This window comes from Actinoplanes nipponensis (genome assembly GCF_016862275.1).
Taxonomy (GTDB): domain Bacteria; phylum Actinomycetota; class Actinomycetes; order Mycobacteriales; family Micromonosporaceae; genus Actinoplanes; species Actinoplanes nipponensis.
On the sequence record NZ_BOMQ01000053.1, the window covers coordinates 240,255 to 253,464 of the forward strand.

Annotated in this window: 12 protein-coding genes; 4 read left to right on the top strand and 8 right to left on the bottom strand. The window is 73.5% G+C overall.

What is annotated here, in order from left to right; translation table 11 throughout:
* Window positions 1-95 precede the first annotated feature (95 nt).
* Window positions 96-1,898 carry a bifunctional metallophosphatase/5'-nucleotidase gene (locus Ani05nite_RS22745; protein ID WP_203771183.1) on the top strand — a complete coding sequence of 601 codons (1,803 nt, stop codon included), beginning with the start codon at window positions 96-98 and terminating at the stop codon, window positions 1,896-1,898.
* A 101-nt stretch (window positions 1,899-1,999) separates the two neighbouring features.
* On the opposite strand, the gene Ani05nite_RS22750 is transcribed toward Ani05nite_RS22745, so the two are convergent.
* The 3 genes from Ani05nite_RS22750 to Ani05nite_RS22760 form a co-directional block, all read right to left on the bottom strand.
* A complete protein-coding gene (locus Ani05nite_RS22750; RefSeq protein WP_203771185.1) occupies window positions 2,000-2,953 on the bottom strand; it encodes a hypothetical protein in 954 nt (317 codons plus the stop codon).
* Between the two features lie 113 nt (window positions 2,954-3,066).
* Window positions 3,067-4,623, bottom strand: coding sequence for a serine/threonine-protein kinase (locus Ani05nite_RS22755; RefSeq protein WP_203771187.1), 1,557 nt, complete (start codon window positions 4,621-4,623; stop codon window positions 3,067-3,069).
* Window positions 4,624-4,760: 137 nt separating this feature from the next.
* On the bottom strand, window positions 4,761-5,252 hold the full coding sequence (locus tag Ani05nite_RS22760; protein ID WP_203771189.1) for a hypothetical protein: 492 nt from the start codon (window positions 5,250-5,252) through the stop codon (window positions 4,761-4,763).
* Between the two features lie 340 nt (window positions 5,253-5,592).
* Between Ani05nite_RS22760 and Ani05nite_RS22765 the strand changes: the two genes are divergently transcribed.
* Together Ani05nite_RS22765 and Ani05nite_RS22770 are read left to right on the top strand one after the other, a co-directional pair.
* The gene (locus Ani05nite_RS22765) at window positions 5,593-5,961 is read left to right on the top strand and encodes an STAS domain-containing protein (protein WP_203771191.1); all 369 of its coding nucleotides are present in this window, start codon (window positions 5,593-5,595) and stop codon (window positions 5,959-5,961) included.
* 76 nt (window positions 5,962-6,037) lie between these two features.
* Complete coding sequence (locus tag Ani05nite_RS22770; protein WP_203771193.1) at window positions 6,038-6,922, top strand: serine/threonine-protein kinase; 885 nt, start codon at window positions 6,038-6,040, stop codon at window positions 6,920-6,922.
* Between the two features lie 301 nt (window positions 6,923-7,223).
* Here the strand turns inward: Ani05nite_RS22770 and surE are convergent, their stop codons facing one another.
* The 4 genes from surE to Ani05nite_RS22790 all read right to left on the bottom strand — a co-directional run bounded on the left by surE (window position 7,224) and on the right by Ani05nite_RS22790 (window position 10,358).
* The gene (gene surE / locus Ani05nite_RS22775; protein WP_203771195.1) at window positions 7,224-8,066 is read right to left on the bottom strand and encodes a 5'/3'-nucleotidase SurE; all 843 of its coding nucleotides are present in this window, start codon (window positions 8,064-8,066) and stop codon (window positions 7,224-7,226) included.
* On the bottom strand, window positions 8,063-9,001 hold the full coding sequence (locus Ani05nite_RS22780) for a 1-phosphofructokinase family hexose kinase (RefSeq protein ID WP_239130500.1): 939 nt from the start codon (window positions 8,999-9,001) through the stop codon (window positions 8,063-8,065). The genes surE and Ani05nite_RS22780 overlap by 4 nt, the downstream gene beginning before the upstream one ends.
* 60 nt (window positions 9,002-9,061) lie before the next feature.
* A complete protein-coding gene (locus Ani05nite_RS22785; protein ID WP_203771197.1) occupies window positions 9,062-9,367 on the bottom strand; it encodes a hypothetical protein in 306 nt (101 codons plus the stop codon).
* Window positions 9,368-9,443: 76 nt separating this feature from the next.
* Entirely contained in the window at window positions 9,444-10,358 is a 915-nt protein-coding gene (locus Ani05nite_RS22790) for a cation diffusion facilitator family transporter (RefSeq protein ID WP_203771199.1), read from the bottom strand.
* A 133-nt stretch (window positions 10,359-10,491) separates the two neighbouring features.
* On the opposite strand from Ani05nite_RS22790, the gene Ani05nite_RS22795 reads away from it, so the two are divergent.
* Window positions 10,492-11,412, top strand: a complete 921-nt coding sequence (locus Ani05nite_RS22795) for an SMP-30/gluconolactonase/LRE family protein (RefSeq protein WP_203771201.1) — start codon at window positions 10,492-10,494, stop codon at window positions 11,410-11,412.
* Here the strand turns inward: Ani05nite_RS22795 and Ani05nite_RS22800 are convergent.
* The coding region (locus tag Ani05nite_RS22800) for a HelD family protein (RefSeq protein ID WP_203771203.1) at window positions 11,409-13,210 on the bottom strand (1,802 nt) is incomplete at its 5' end. The genes Ani05nite_RS22795 and Ani05nite_RS22800 overlap by 4 nt on opposite strands.

The window sequence follows — 13,210 nt, forward strand, 5'->3', positions numbered from 1 at the left end:
CTCGCGGCGGCTCTCGCCTGGGAATGCATCGGCGGTTATGGTGCCTCGGGGGCGCTCACGAGGCGCCGCGCACTCTTCCCTTCGAAAGGTTCCTGATGACCCTTCCCGCAGGCGTCTCCCGGCGCGGTGTGCTCGCCGCCGCCGCTGCCGGTGCTGCCGCTCCGCTGGTTCTCGGTGACGCGGCCGGCGCCGCTCCCGCGACGCGTTCCGGTCACGGCCACACCCCGAAGACGTACGACCTGACCGTGCTCGGCACCTCCGACACGCACGGCAACGTCTACAACTGGGACTACTACAAGGACCTGGAGTACGACGACAGCGCGCACAACGACGTCGGTGTCGCCAAGCTCGCCGCGCTGGTCAACCAGATCCGCACCGAGCGCCGGGGCAAGGCCACGCTGGTGCTGGACGCCGGTGACACCATCCAGGGCACCCCGCTGGCCACCTACTACGCCAAGCAGGAGCCGATCACCACGACCGGTGAGAAGCACCCGATGGCCCGGGCCATGAACGTGCTGCACTACGACGCCGTCACGCTGGGCAATCACGAGTTCAACTACGGCCTGCCGCTGCTGAACCTGTGGATCCGCCAGCTCGGGTTCCCGGCGCTGGCCGCGAACGCGCTCGACGCCCGGACCGGGCGGCCGGCCTTCACGCCGTACGTGATCAAGAAGGTCTCCCTCGGGCCCGGCGCGCCGTGCCTGCGCGTCGGCATCCTCGGCCTGACCAACCCGGGCGTGGCCATCTGGGACAAGGGCAACGTGGAGGGCAAGCTCACCTTCGCCGACATGGTCGCCACGGCCGCGAAGTGGGTGCCGGTCATGCGGGCCCGCGGCGCCGACATCGTGCTGATCTCGGCGCACGGCGGCGACAGCGGCACCTCCAGCTACGGCCCCGAGCTGCCGAACGAGAACCCGAGCGCGCTGATCGCCGAGCAGGTGCCCGGCATCGACGCGATCCTGTTCGGCCACGCGCACGCCAACGTGCCGCAGCGGTTCGTCACCAACGCCGAGACCGGCGCGCAGGTGCTGCTGACCGAGCCGTCGAAGTGGGGCCAGCGGCTCAGCCGGATGGACTTCACGCTCACCCGCGACCGCGGCCGCTGGGTCATCACCGAGAAGAAGTCCGACCTGCTCAACACCAACACGGTGACCGAGGACCCGAAGGTGCTGGCCGCCGTGCGCGCGCAGCACGCCAAGACGGTCACCTACGTCAACCAGGTCGTCGCCGCCTCCACGGTGGAGCTGTCCGCGGCCGAGTCGCGGTACAAGGACACGCCGATCCTGGACTTCATCAACAAGGTGCAGACCGACACGGTGACCGCCGCGCTGGCCGGCACGCAGTACGCGTCGCTGCCGGTGCTGTCGATCGCCGCGCCGTTCAGCCGCACCGCGGTGTTCCCGCAGGGCAACGTCAAGATCAAGGACGTGGCCGGGCTGTACATCTACGACAACACGCTCGAGGCGGTCGTGCTGACCGGCGCCGAGGTGAAGGCGTACCTGGAGTATTCGGCCAAGTACTTCGTGACGCTGCCGGTGGGCGCCACGCCGGACCCGGCGACGATCAACGACCCGGCGGTGCCGGACTACAACTACGACGTGTTCTCCGGCGTCGACTACGACATCGACATCAGCCGCCCGGTCGGCGACCGGATCACCCGGCTGGAGATCGCCGGGGTCGCGGTGGCGGCGGACGCCCAGTTCGTGGTGGCGGTGAACAACTACCGGCGCAGCGGCGGCGGCAACTTCCCGGGCATCGTGAAGACGCAGGTCTACAACGCCCAGCAGGAGATCCGCCAGCTGCTGATCGACTGGGCCCAGGCCAAGGGCCAGATCAACCCGGCCGACTTCTTCGTGCCGAACTGGCGGCTGGTCCGCGCGGGCGTCCCGGTCTTCTGACCGGCAGAGGGCCGTCGTGGTATTCCCCCCGGAACACCACGACGGCCCACCCACCCCCTCCCGGCCGGCCACTACCGCGGCCGGGAAGCTTCAGCGGGGGCTCAGCGCCCCGGCCCGGAATGCCACTGGCCGGACTCGTCCGCGGTCAGCGCGAGCGTGGCGGTGTGCCCGTCCGCCAGGGTCAGCCGGCACATGTAGTCCCGCATCCCGTCGGGGTTGCGTTCGGTGACCGCCCGGCACTGCGCCGCGGTGGCGGTGATGTGGGCGTCCCGCAGCTGCCCGTCACCGACCACGTTGCGCTGCACGGCCTCGAGGCGCTGGTTCTCCTGGATCCCGGTGAGCACCGGGCCGACCAGCACGGCGGCGACGACGAACCAGCAGAACGCGCCGGCCACGGCCGAGGCCAGGAAGGCGATCCAGTACGGGGCGGCGCTGTTGCGCCCGCGCCGGGCCTGGGCGGCGCGGCGCTTGGCGGAGACGGCCCCGAGAATGCCGAACAGCAGCGTGAACACGGCGACCGGCCAGACCGCGGGGGCCTGGGCCCGCGAGGCGTGCTGCATCTCGTCGGGGTAGGGAACCAGCAGGCCGCCGTGCGGCAGCGCCGGCCGGCCGGGCGCCGGTGCGGGCCCGGCGGCCGGGGGCGCCGGGGTGGCCCAGGGCGGGGTGGTGGGGTACGCGCCCGGTGCGGGGGCGGCCGCTCCGGGCTGCGGATACGGTACGGGCTCCGGGTAGCCGGGGGCGCCCTGCTGCGGGTAGCTGACCGGCGGGTAGCCGCCCGGGTAGCCGCCGGTGGGGTAGGCGGCGGGCGGCGCGGAGATCGGCTGCTGGGCGGCGTCGCGCTGGGCGGCGTCGCGCTGGGCCGCGTCGCGCTGGGCCGCGTCATGGTGGGCCGCGTGATGGTGAGCGTCGCGCTGGGCCGGGGCGAAAGCCGCGGGGCGGTAGGGCGCCGGCTCGTGGTGGACCGGCGGGTACTGGGCGTAACCCATCGCGAACTGAGGATGGGGGTCCTGCGGCGAGACCGCGTTCTCGGGGCCGGGGGGAACCTGAGTGGTCATGCGGGGCCTTTCCGGTGGCGGCTCGGGAGCAGTGCCCTGCCAGAGCCCTTCCCATCGGCGCGCCCCACCGGGACCTGAGGACTACCCGGCCGGCCCCCGAATGCGCCCGCCGGTCAGCCCGTACCGGTGCCGGTGCCGCCGCCGTTCTCCCCGCCGCCGCCGCCCTCGGGCGGCGTCGTGGTCGGGTCCGGTGCCGGGGTGGTCGTCGTCGGCTCCGTCTGGGGCTCGGACGTCGACGGGTCCGGACTCGGCGACGTGGACTTCGACGCCGACGGCGACGGCGACTTGCTCGGGGTCGGCGACTTGCTGACCTTGGGGGGCGGGATGTTGCCCGGGTTGTTCGGCCGCACCGTCGGCGTGGTCGCGGTCGGCTCGACCGGTTCCTCGCTGTCGTCGGTGGCCGCCGTCGACTCGGCCGGCACCACGCCGCCCGGCTGCTGGTTGGCGTCGGCGTTGCCGTTCTGCAGGGCGATCGCCAGGGCCAGGCCGCCGGCCAGGAGGAACAGGCCGATCACGGTGAACAGGACGACGAGCTCGTTCCGGGTGCGGCCGCGCTTGCGGGGCAGCGCCTGCGGCGGGGGCGCGGCCTCCAGGAGGTTGCGCTGGCCGGGCATGGTGCGGCCGGGGGCGGCCGGGCTCATCGGCCGGGTCAGCGACGTCCCGCTCAGCGACGTGCCGGTCCGGCCCGGCCCCGCTCCGGCCATCCCGGCGCCGCCCAGGCCCGCGGCGGCCAGGCCGGCGCCGCCCAGGGTGGTGCCGGTCGTCGCGGGGCCGCCCATCATCGGGCGGCGCAGCGTCGTGCCGGTGAGCGAGGTGCCCGTCTGCGCCCGCCAGTCGAGGGTGCCGGCGGCGGCCAGGGCGGCCGCGGCGAACTCCGCGGCGTTGGCGAAGCGGTCCTCCGGCTGCTTGGCCATGGCCCGGCTGATCAGCTCGCGGACGGCCGGCGGCACCGTGGTCTCCGGCAGCGGCTCGGGGTCGTCCTCCAGGTGGCGCAGCGCCACCTGCAGGGCGTTGTCGCCGTCGAACGGCGGGTGCCCGGCCAGGCAGTGGTACGCGACCGCGCCCAGCGCGTACACGTCGGTGGCGGGGGTGACGTTGCCCTTGGCCACCTGCTCGGGGGCCATGTAGAGGGCGGTCCCGACGATCGCGTTCAGGCCGGTCACGCTGGTCACGGCGGCCGAGCGGGCCACGCCGAAGTCGACCAGGATCACCGTGCCGTTGGGCTTGACGATCAGGTTGCCCGGCTTGACGTCGCGGTGCACGGTGCCGTTCTCGTGGGCGGCGTGCAGGGCGTCGGCCGCCTGCGCCACGATCGACATGGTCTCGGCGACCCCCAGCCGGCCCTGCTCCTTGAGCCGGGCCGAGAGCGGCTCGCCGTCCACGTACGCCATCACCAGGTAGGCGCAGTTGTCCTCGTCGTTGGCGTCGCCGGCGCTGTAGTCGTAGACCTCGACCACGCCGGGGTGCCGGAAGGCGGCCATCATCCGCGCCTCGCCGTAGAAGCGGGCGGCGAACTCCGGATCCGTCAGCATTGCCGTGCGCAGGACCTTCACCGCGATCGTGCGGCCGAGCACCACGTCGGTGCCACGCCACACGTCACCCATGCCACCCGTGGCGATGCGCTCGTCCAACCGGTAGCGGTTGTCCAGGAGACTTCCCGAACTGAGCACCAGCGGACCTTATCTACTCGGGTGTTGCCACGGACGGATGATGCGGACCTGAGCCCCAGCGTTGAGCCGGGGCCAACTGTACAGATTCACGACACCTCCCGGCAGCGGCCGCCGGGCCCCGGCGGCCGCCCGGGTGGTCAGTTCTCGTAGGTCGGCGTGGTGACGACCACGGTGTCCGACTCCGCGAGCTCCAACTGCTCGTTCTCGGCCTGGCGCTCGATCGCGGCGCGGGCCGTCGTCGCGGCGACCCAGCCCAGTGCCACACCGAGCAGGCCGACGCCCACGATCACGCCCCAGGGCAGCCCGGGCTTGCGGCCGGCCAGGGCGTTGGCGGCCAGGTTGGCCCGCGCGTACGCCTCGTCGCTGACCTCGGCGAGCTTGGCGGCGGCCTTGTCGGCCAGCTTGCCGCTCTTCCGGCCGGCCCGGTCGGCGAGCTTGCCGCCCTGCTTGCCGGCCTTGTCGGCGAGCTTGGCCGCGGTGGCCGTCGCGGCCGCGGCCTTCGCGCTCGCGAGATCGGCGGTGTGCTTGCCGGCGTCCTTGGCGCTCTCGCCGGCGCCCGCCATCGCGGACGACAGGTAGTCCCAGGCCTGCGCGGCTGTGCGCTCGGCAGTGTTCTTACGAGAGAGCATCTTCTCGGTACCTCCTGCGATCGCCGGTGCCGGCGGGTGGGTCGACTCCGTCAGCGTGCCCAAGCGCCACGAAAAGCAAACGTGCCGGTGAACAGCCGGGGTCGGTCGGATGTGGACAGCGTCACGTCGGGTAAAGCGGTGGACATCGCTGGGTACGCTTGCGTCGGTTCACACGGGGCACACAGGTGCCTGCCAGGTTCACGCACTACGGTTCGAGCAGTTTCACCGAACCCGACGGGGGTAGTCAACGCGGCCCCCGACGACGGCGGCATCAGGTATGGGCCGACGTCGTGCAGAGGAGAAGACGCCCGGGGCACCCCGGGCGGGTGGAGGTAGTGGCGTGACGCTGTCGATAACGACGTCGACACTCCCCGCGGGGGTGGTGGAGATCTCACCGGCCGGTGAGATCGACGTCGAGAACGCGTACGAGGTCAAGGACGCGGTGGCGGCGCAGCTCGCCGCCGGCCGTCCGGAGCGCATCGAGCTCGACATGCACGGGGTGACCTTCATCGACTCCGTGGGCATCAGTGCCCTGGTGGCGGCCTTCCAGCTGGCCGGCGTCAGCGGCGTGAAGCTGGTCGTCACCCGCCCCAGCCGCTTCGCCCACCGCCAGCTCTGGGTGACCGGGCTGCTGGGCCTGTTCGGCGCGCCGGAGCCGTGCGCCGATTGCGACGAGCCGGCGCATCAGCCGCTCGTGTCCGGCGCCTGACCGCGAGTGATCATGGGGTTTAAGCCTTCCTGAGGCGGCTTGTCCGGGTGCGCGGCTCTAGGGGATAGTGCCCTGCGTGGCGAAACTTCCGATGGGCACCGCCATCCTCCGGCGATACGTGCTGATCGGCGCCATCGGCCAGGGTGGCGTCTCCACCGTCTACTCGGCGGTCGATGCCCGGCAGGGCCGCAAGCTCGCGGTGAAGGTGCTGGCCCCGAGCCTGGCCGACGATCCGCAGGCGCGCGAGGACGTGCGGCGCGAGGCCCTGATCACCGACCGGCTGCGGCACCCGAGCGTGCCGAGGGTCTTCGAGTACGGCGAGGCCCCGCTCCCCGACGGCAGCGTGGTGCCGTACGTGGTGCTCGAGCTGCTGGCCGGGGTGCCGCTGACCGAGCGGCTGTCCCGGGGCCGCCTGGAGTGGCCGGAGGCCGTCCGGATCGCCGCCACGGCCGCCGACGTGCTGGCCGTGGCGCACCGCCGGGGCGTGGTGCACCGCGACCTGACCGCGCGCAACGTGATGGTCAGCCCGGCCGGCATCAAGATCATTGACTTCGGCCTGGCCACGGCCGCGGTCCGCGCCGACGACACCGGCGCGCACCCGGTGGTGATCCGCCGCGGCGTGGCCCGCCCCGACGACCGGGCGCTGCCCTCGCACCCCAAGACGGCGTTCGCCCGGCCCGCCGACGACGTCTACACGCTCGGGGTGCTGCTCTACGAGATGCTGACCGGCCGCTCGCCGTACCCGCCGGCCATCGCGGCCGTGATCCTGGCCGCCGGCCGGGTCGGCCACCTGGCGCCGACGCCGGTCCTGGCCATCCCCGGCCTGCCGCCGCCGCTGCGCGACCTGGTCCGCGCCTGCATGGCCAAGCGGCCCGAGGACCGCCCGCGCAGCGCGGCCGTCGCGCTGGACCTCTGGCGGCTGGTCGACGGCGTCCACCTGCCCGAGCCCTCGATCAACTGAAGACCTTCCGGTACGCGTCCCGGGGCACCCCAACCGCATGGTCGGGGCCGGAGGCAGGCAGCGTTTGAGGCCCGTGCCGGGTTCGGGCCGGGGAATCGGCCGCCGGGCGGGCCGCTGCGCCGTCGTCCGGCAGGTCGCGCCCGCCGGCCGGCGGGGGCGCGCCGGTAGCGGGGGACCGGTCTCCGCCCGGCAGCGGATCCCTCGGCCTCGACCCGGCACGGACCTCGAACGCCGCGAGTCTCCGGCGCGGTGGTGCGGTTGGTGCCGGCCGGGGGCGTACCGGTAAAGATCGGAAAGGAAGTCAGATCGCCGGGGTCTGCACCACGATCGACTCGAGGTTGATCTTGACGTCGGTGGCCTCGGCCGGCGAGCGGATCGGGGTGACCACGGCGAAGCCGTCGGCTAGCGCGGCCAGGTCGGTGCCGGGTTCGAGCGGCTCGTCGGCGGCCTGCACCGCGGTCCGCACGAAGCCCTCGCCGGCCTCGGCGATGCTCATCTGCACCTGACCGAATCTGGCCAGCGTGGCCCGGCGCAGCCCGCGGATGCCGTCCACGTGCAGGTCGGGCACGTTGAGGTTGAGCACCGTGCCGGGCGGCGTATGGGTCAGCGTGGGCAGCAGCTTCATCGCCAGCGTGGCCGCGCTGTCCCAGTGCCGGTTCTCGTCGTCGGCGTGTTCCAGGTCGGCGACCGCCTGGCCGCCGCTGGCCGCGGTGCCGTTGGCCGGGGACAGCACGTCCAGGGAGATGGCCAGGCCGTGCAGCCCGGCGTGCGAGGCCGTCAGGGTCGCGCCGACCGTGCCGGAGTGCACGACGGCCGCGCCCGCGTTCGCGCCGCGGTTGATGCCGGAGAGCACGATCTCCGGCGGCGGCCCGAAGGCGCCGCGGAGGGCGAGCAGCACGATGAAGGCAGGGGAGGCGGCGACCGCGTACGCGGGCACGTTGCGCACCCCGGGCAGTTCCCGCTGCGACACCACGATCTTGCCGTTCTTCTCGACGGCCGTGATCGCGGCGCTGGTGCCGCTGGCCTCGGTCAGCGGCGCGGCGATCACGATGTCCAGACCCTGGCGGGCGGCCGCCCGGGCCAGGTGCCGGAGCCCCGGCGCGTCGATCCCGTCGTCGTTGGTGATCAGGATCCGTGGGGTCATACCGGCACCTTCGCGTCGACGGGCGTCAGTCTCACCCGCTCCGTCAGCACCTGCACGGCGTCGATGCGCCCGGTGCCGAGCCCGTGGCGGGTCACGTTCAGGGCGCCGGCGGCGGCGCCCGTGCGTACGGCGTCACACAACGTCCCGCCCTGGGCGAGGACCGCGGCCACCCCGGCGGTCATCGAGTCGCCGGCCCCGCGCGACTCGGCGGCCACCATCTTCGGCATGTCCACCTCGTACACCCGGTCGTCGATCAGGGCGAGCGCCCCCTCGTCGGCCCGCGACACCAGCGCGGTCCGGGCCCCGTCGGCGTGCAGCTTGTGCAGGGCCCGGGTCAGCGACTCGGTGGTGCCGTCCTTGACCATGCCGTCGCGGATCAGCTCCTCGTGGCTGACCTTGACGACGTGCGGGCGCGCCTCCAGGGCGGCGGTCAGGTGCGCCGCCGACAGGTCGACGATGACCTTGCAGCCGTTGGCGCCCAGGTCGGTGGCGAGCCGGCGGTAGATGTCGGCGGGCACGACGGAGGGGTGGGCGGGCCCGCTGAGCACCGCGATGCCCGCGCGCAGGCCCTCGGCCAGGGCGAGGCTGTAGAGCTCGTCCATCTCGTGCCGCGACAACGGCTGGCCGGGGTCCTCGCCCAGCTCCTCCCGCTTGCCGCTGCGCCGGTCGTGCACGTACCAGCCGGTGCCGGAGTCGCGCTTGATGGTCTTCAGCGTCACGCCGTGGAACTTCAGCAGGGGTTCCAGCACCCGCCCGACCTCGCCGCCGGTGGCCGAGCAGAGGGTGACCTGCGCGCCCAGCAATGTGATCATCCGGGCCTGCCAGACGCCCTGGCCGCCCGGGTGCACGTGCAGCTCGGACTTGTCGTGCTGCTGCTCGAGCGTCACGGTCAGCTGGGGCGCAGGCACGAACACCATGACGCCTTTGTGGCTCATGGGCACAGTCTTGCGGAAGGGCAGACGCCGCGGGCGTGATCGCCGAATAAGGGCGGCCGGTCAGCGGGCGGCGGCCTCGGTCAGCTCGCGGACCGGGGCGATCAGGGACGGGTCGGAGCGCAGCAGGTCCTCCAGGCGGACCCGCCACCGGCCGGCCTCGACGTCGGCGGCGAAGCGGTCGCCGCTCTCCACCGAGGCCGCGAGCAGGCGCCGGCGGGTGCCGGCCAGCTCCCCGTACATCTCGGGGCCGAGCCGGGCGAGCACCCGGCCGGCGTACGCGTCGAAGCCGGGGCCGCCGGCCATCCGGACGAACGCGCGCGCGGCGTCCCAGGCCACCCGGGGCTGATGGATGACGGTCGGGGTCATGGTTGTCGCCTCCGGGGTCTGCTTCTGAGGGAGTCCAGGAAGGGAGCCGCCGCTCCGGGCCGGTTCGGCGGGGTTGCTACCAGCCCGCCGGGGTGCAGCGGCCGCCCGCGCCGACCGGCTCGACCTGCAGCGTGGCGTGATCGATGGCGAAGTCCTCGTGCAGCGCCTCGCGGGCGGTGGCGAGCACCGTGCCTAGCTCGGCGGACGGCTCCAGGCTAAGGTGCGCCGACGCCACGTCCATGCCCGAGGTGAGCGTCCAAACGTGCAGATCGTGCACGTCGCAGACGCCCGGCACGGCGGCGAGCCGGCTGCGGACCTCACCCACGTCCAGGCGCTCGGGGGCGGCCTGCACGAGGATGCGGACCGCGGCGCGGCCCAGGGCGAAGGTGCGGGGCAGGATCATCAGGGCCACCAGGACGGCGACGATCGGGTCCGCGTACGACCAGCCGGTGATCGCGATGATCCCGGCCGCGACGATGACGCCGGCCGAGCCCAGCAGGTCACCGACCACCTCCAGGTACGCCCCGCGCACGTTGATGCTCTCCCGGGCCCCGGACCGCAGCAGCAGGAAGGCGACGATGTTGATCAGCAGGCCGCCGGTGGCCACGATCAGCATCGGCCCGGCCGGCACCGGCGGGGGGTCGGCGAAGCGCCGCACCGCCTCGATCAGCACGTAGATCGCGACGCCGGTGAGCAGCAGGGCGTTGGCCAGCGCGGCCAGCACCTCGAGCCGGTAGAGCCCGAAGGTGCGCTGGGAGTCGGTGGCGGCCCGGCCGGCGGCGTGGATCGCGGCCAGGGCCATCGCGATGCCGAGCACGTCGGTGAACATGTGCCCGGCGTCGGAGAGCAGCGCCAGGGAACCGGTGAGCAGGGCGGTGGCCCCCTCGACGAGCATGAACGCGGCCAGCAGCCCGGCCGCCCACCACAGCCGGCCGCGGTGCGCCGCGCCGGCGCGCAGCGCCTGGCCTCCGTGGTCGTGTCCGGCTCCCATGAGCCCACCTTCCGTCGCCGCACCGGGCCTCGGCCAATATATGTTCACATCGCTATGTATGCAACTTGAACGTGATCGACCCTGCGCGGGTACAGACAGACGACAGACCGCTCCCGCCTGGAAGGAACCACCCTTGTCCAGACGCACTCTCGCGCTCGTCACCACGGCGGCGCTCGCCGTGGTGCTCGGCGCCGCGCCCGCCGAGGCCACGCACCGCGCCCCGCTGCAGTCCACGATCCAGCTGCCCGACGGCTTCCAGCCCGAGGGCATCGCGATCGGCCGGGCCCCGTACGCGTACTTCGGCTCCCGGGTCGACGGGGACATCTACCGCGCCAGCCTGCGCACCGGCCGCGGCGAGGTGATCAGCCAGGGCCCCGGCACCCAGTCGCTCGGCCTCAAGATCGACGACCGGGGACGGCTCTTCGTCGCCGGCGGCAACGGCGGCAACGCCCGCGTGATCGACGCCGCCACCGGGGCGGTGCTCAGGTCCTACACCCTGCAGACCGTCCCGTCGTTCATCAACGACGTGACGCTCACCGGGGGCGCCGCCTGGTACACCGACTCCACCAACCCGGTGCTGTTCAAGCTGCCGCTCGGGCGGTCCGGCCGGCTGCCCGCCGAGGCCGTGCGGGTGCCGCTGACCGGCGACATCGCCTACACCACCGGCAACAACGCGAACGGCATCGCGCCCACGCCGGACCGCCGCGGACTGATCATCGTGCAGTCCAACACCGGCAAGCTGTTCCGCGTCTCGTACTCCGGCCGGACCACCGAGATCGACCTCGGCGGCGAGAACGTGCTCAACGGCGACGGCCTCTGGCTGCGCGGCCGCACGCTCTACGTGGTGCAGAACCGGCTCAACGTGATCACCCGGATCCAGCTCGACCGGCACGCGGGCCGGGGCACGGTGGTGAGCCGCACGACCGACCCGCGCTTCGACGTGCCCACCACCATCGCCGAGTACGGCCGGCACCTCTACCTGCCGAACGCCCGCTTCACCACACCACCGACCCCGGAGACCCCGTACACCGCCGTGGGCGTCAAGCGCCCCTAACGAGCCGCACCGTGCCAGTCGCGGGTCCCCACCGTCGTCAGGCGCTGGGTGGCCCGCGACAGGGCCACGTACAGGGTCCGGGTGCCGCTGGCGTCGACCGCGATCTCGGCCGGCTCGACCAGCACCACCGCGTCGTACTCCATGCCCTTGGCCTGCAGCGCGGTGACCACCTGGACCCGCTCGGGCAGCCCGGCCACCCACCCGGCCAGCTCGTCGCGGCGCAGCACCGGCGTGATCACGCCGATCGTGCCGTCGACGTCGGCCAGGTGCTTCTCGGCCGCCTCGCGCACCGCCTCGGGCAGCTGCCCCGCGCCGACCAGCAGGTCGACCGGCTCCACGCCGGTGCTGCGCACCGCCGAGGGCAGCGGCAGATCCGGCATGATCGTGCGGATCACCCGGGCCGCGACCGCGAAGATCTCCGAGGAGTTGCGGTAGTTGGTGGTCAGCGAGTACGTGTTGCGCCGGCGCGAGCCCAGCGCCCGGTCCCGGGCCCGGTCCAGCTCCTCCGGATCGCCCGACCAGGCGGTCTGCGCCGGGTCGCCGACGATCGTCCAGGACGCGTACGCGCCGCGCCGGCCGATCATCCGCCACTGCATCGGCGTCACGTCCTGCGCCTCGTCCACGACCACGTGGGCGTAGTCGCGGTAGTCCTCGTCCCGGACCACCTGCGCGCGCGACAGCGACTGCCGGTCGGCGAACGTGCTGACCTCCTGCACCCCGTCGCGTACGTGGAACGGGTTGCCGCGGTTCTTCTTCGCCGGCTGCCGCGGGCGGCCCATCAGCTCGTCCAGCTCGTCCAGCAGCGCCACGTCGGCGATCGTCGGCCCGTGCTCGGCCAGGCCGTCGAACGAGCCCTGGAGCAGGGCGATCTCCTCGCGCGACAGCAGCCCGTTGGCGTAGCCGCGCAGCCGGGCCGGCTCGGCCAGCCAGCGCAGCACCCGCATCGGGGTGAACCGCGGCCACCAGGCGCGCAGGAAGTCCCGGAAGTCCGTGCGGTCGGCCAGCTCCGACTCGAACTCCGGCTTCTCCGGCAGGTTCTTCACCGAGCCCTTGGCCTGCGCCCACAGCGCGTCGAAGACCCGGTCGAAGCCGGTGCCGCGGACCTCGTTGCGCCGGGCGCCCCGGGGCAGCGCCCGGCGCCGGATCCGCTCCAGGTCGGCGGCGTCCAGGCGCAGCAGCGCACCCCGGTAGAGCAGCCGGAGCTCGGTCGGGGCGCCCGGCACCGCGTCGTGCGACGCGCGCTCCAGCACCCGACGCATCCGCAGCGAACCCTTGAGCGCGGCCACCGCGGTGGGGTCGGTGCGGGTGGCGTCGTACCCGGCGACCAGCGAGCCGAGCGAGCGCAGCGTCGCCGTGTCCTCGCCCAGCGACGGCAGCACCGTGGCGATGTAGTCGACGAAGACCCCCGAGGGGCCGACCACGAGGATGCCGCCGCCGGCGAACCGGCTGCGGTCGGAATAGAGCAGGTACGCCGCGCGGTGCAGCGCCACGGCGGTCTTGCCGGTGCCCGGGCCGCCGGTGACGATCGTCACGCCGGAGGCGGGGGAGCGGATCGCGTCGTCCTGCTCGCGCTGGATGGTGGCCACGATGTCGCGCATGCCCCGGCCGGTGGCCTTGGACAGGCTGGCCAGCAGCGCGCCGTCCCCGACCACCCGCATGTCGGCCGGCGCGGCCTCCGGGTCGAGCAGGTCGTCCTCGATGTTGGTGACCCGCTCCCGGCTGGACTGGATCATCCGGCGCCGCACCACGCCCAGCGGGTCGGCCGGGGTGGCCCGGTAGAACGCGGCCGCGGCGGGCG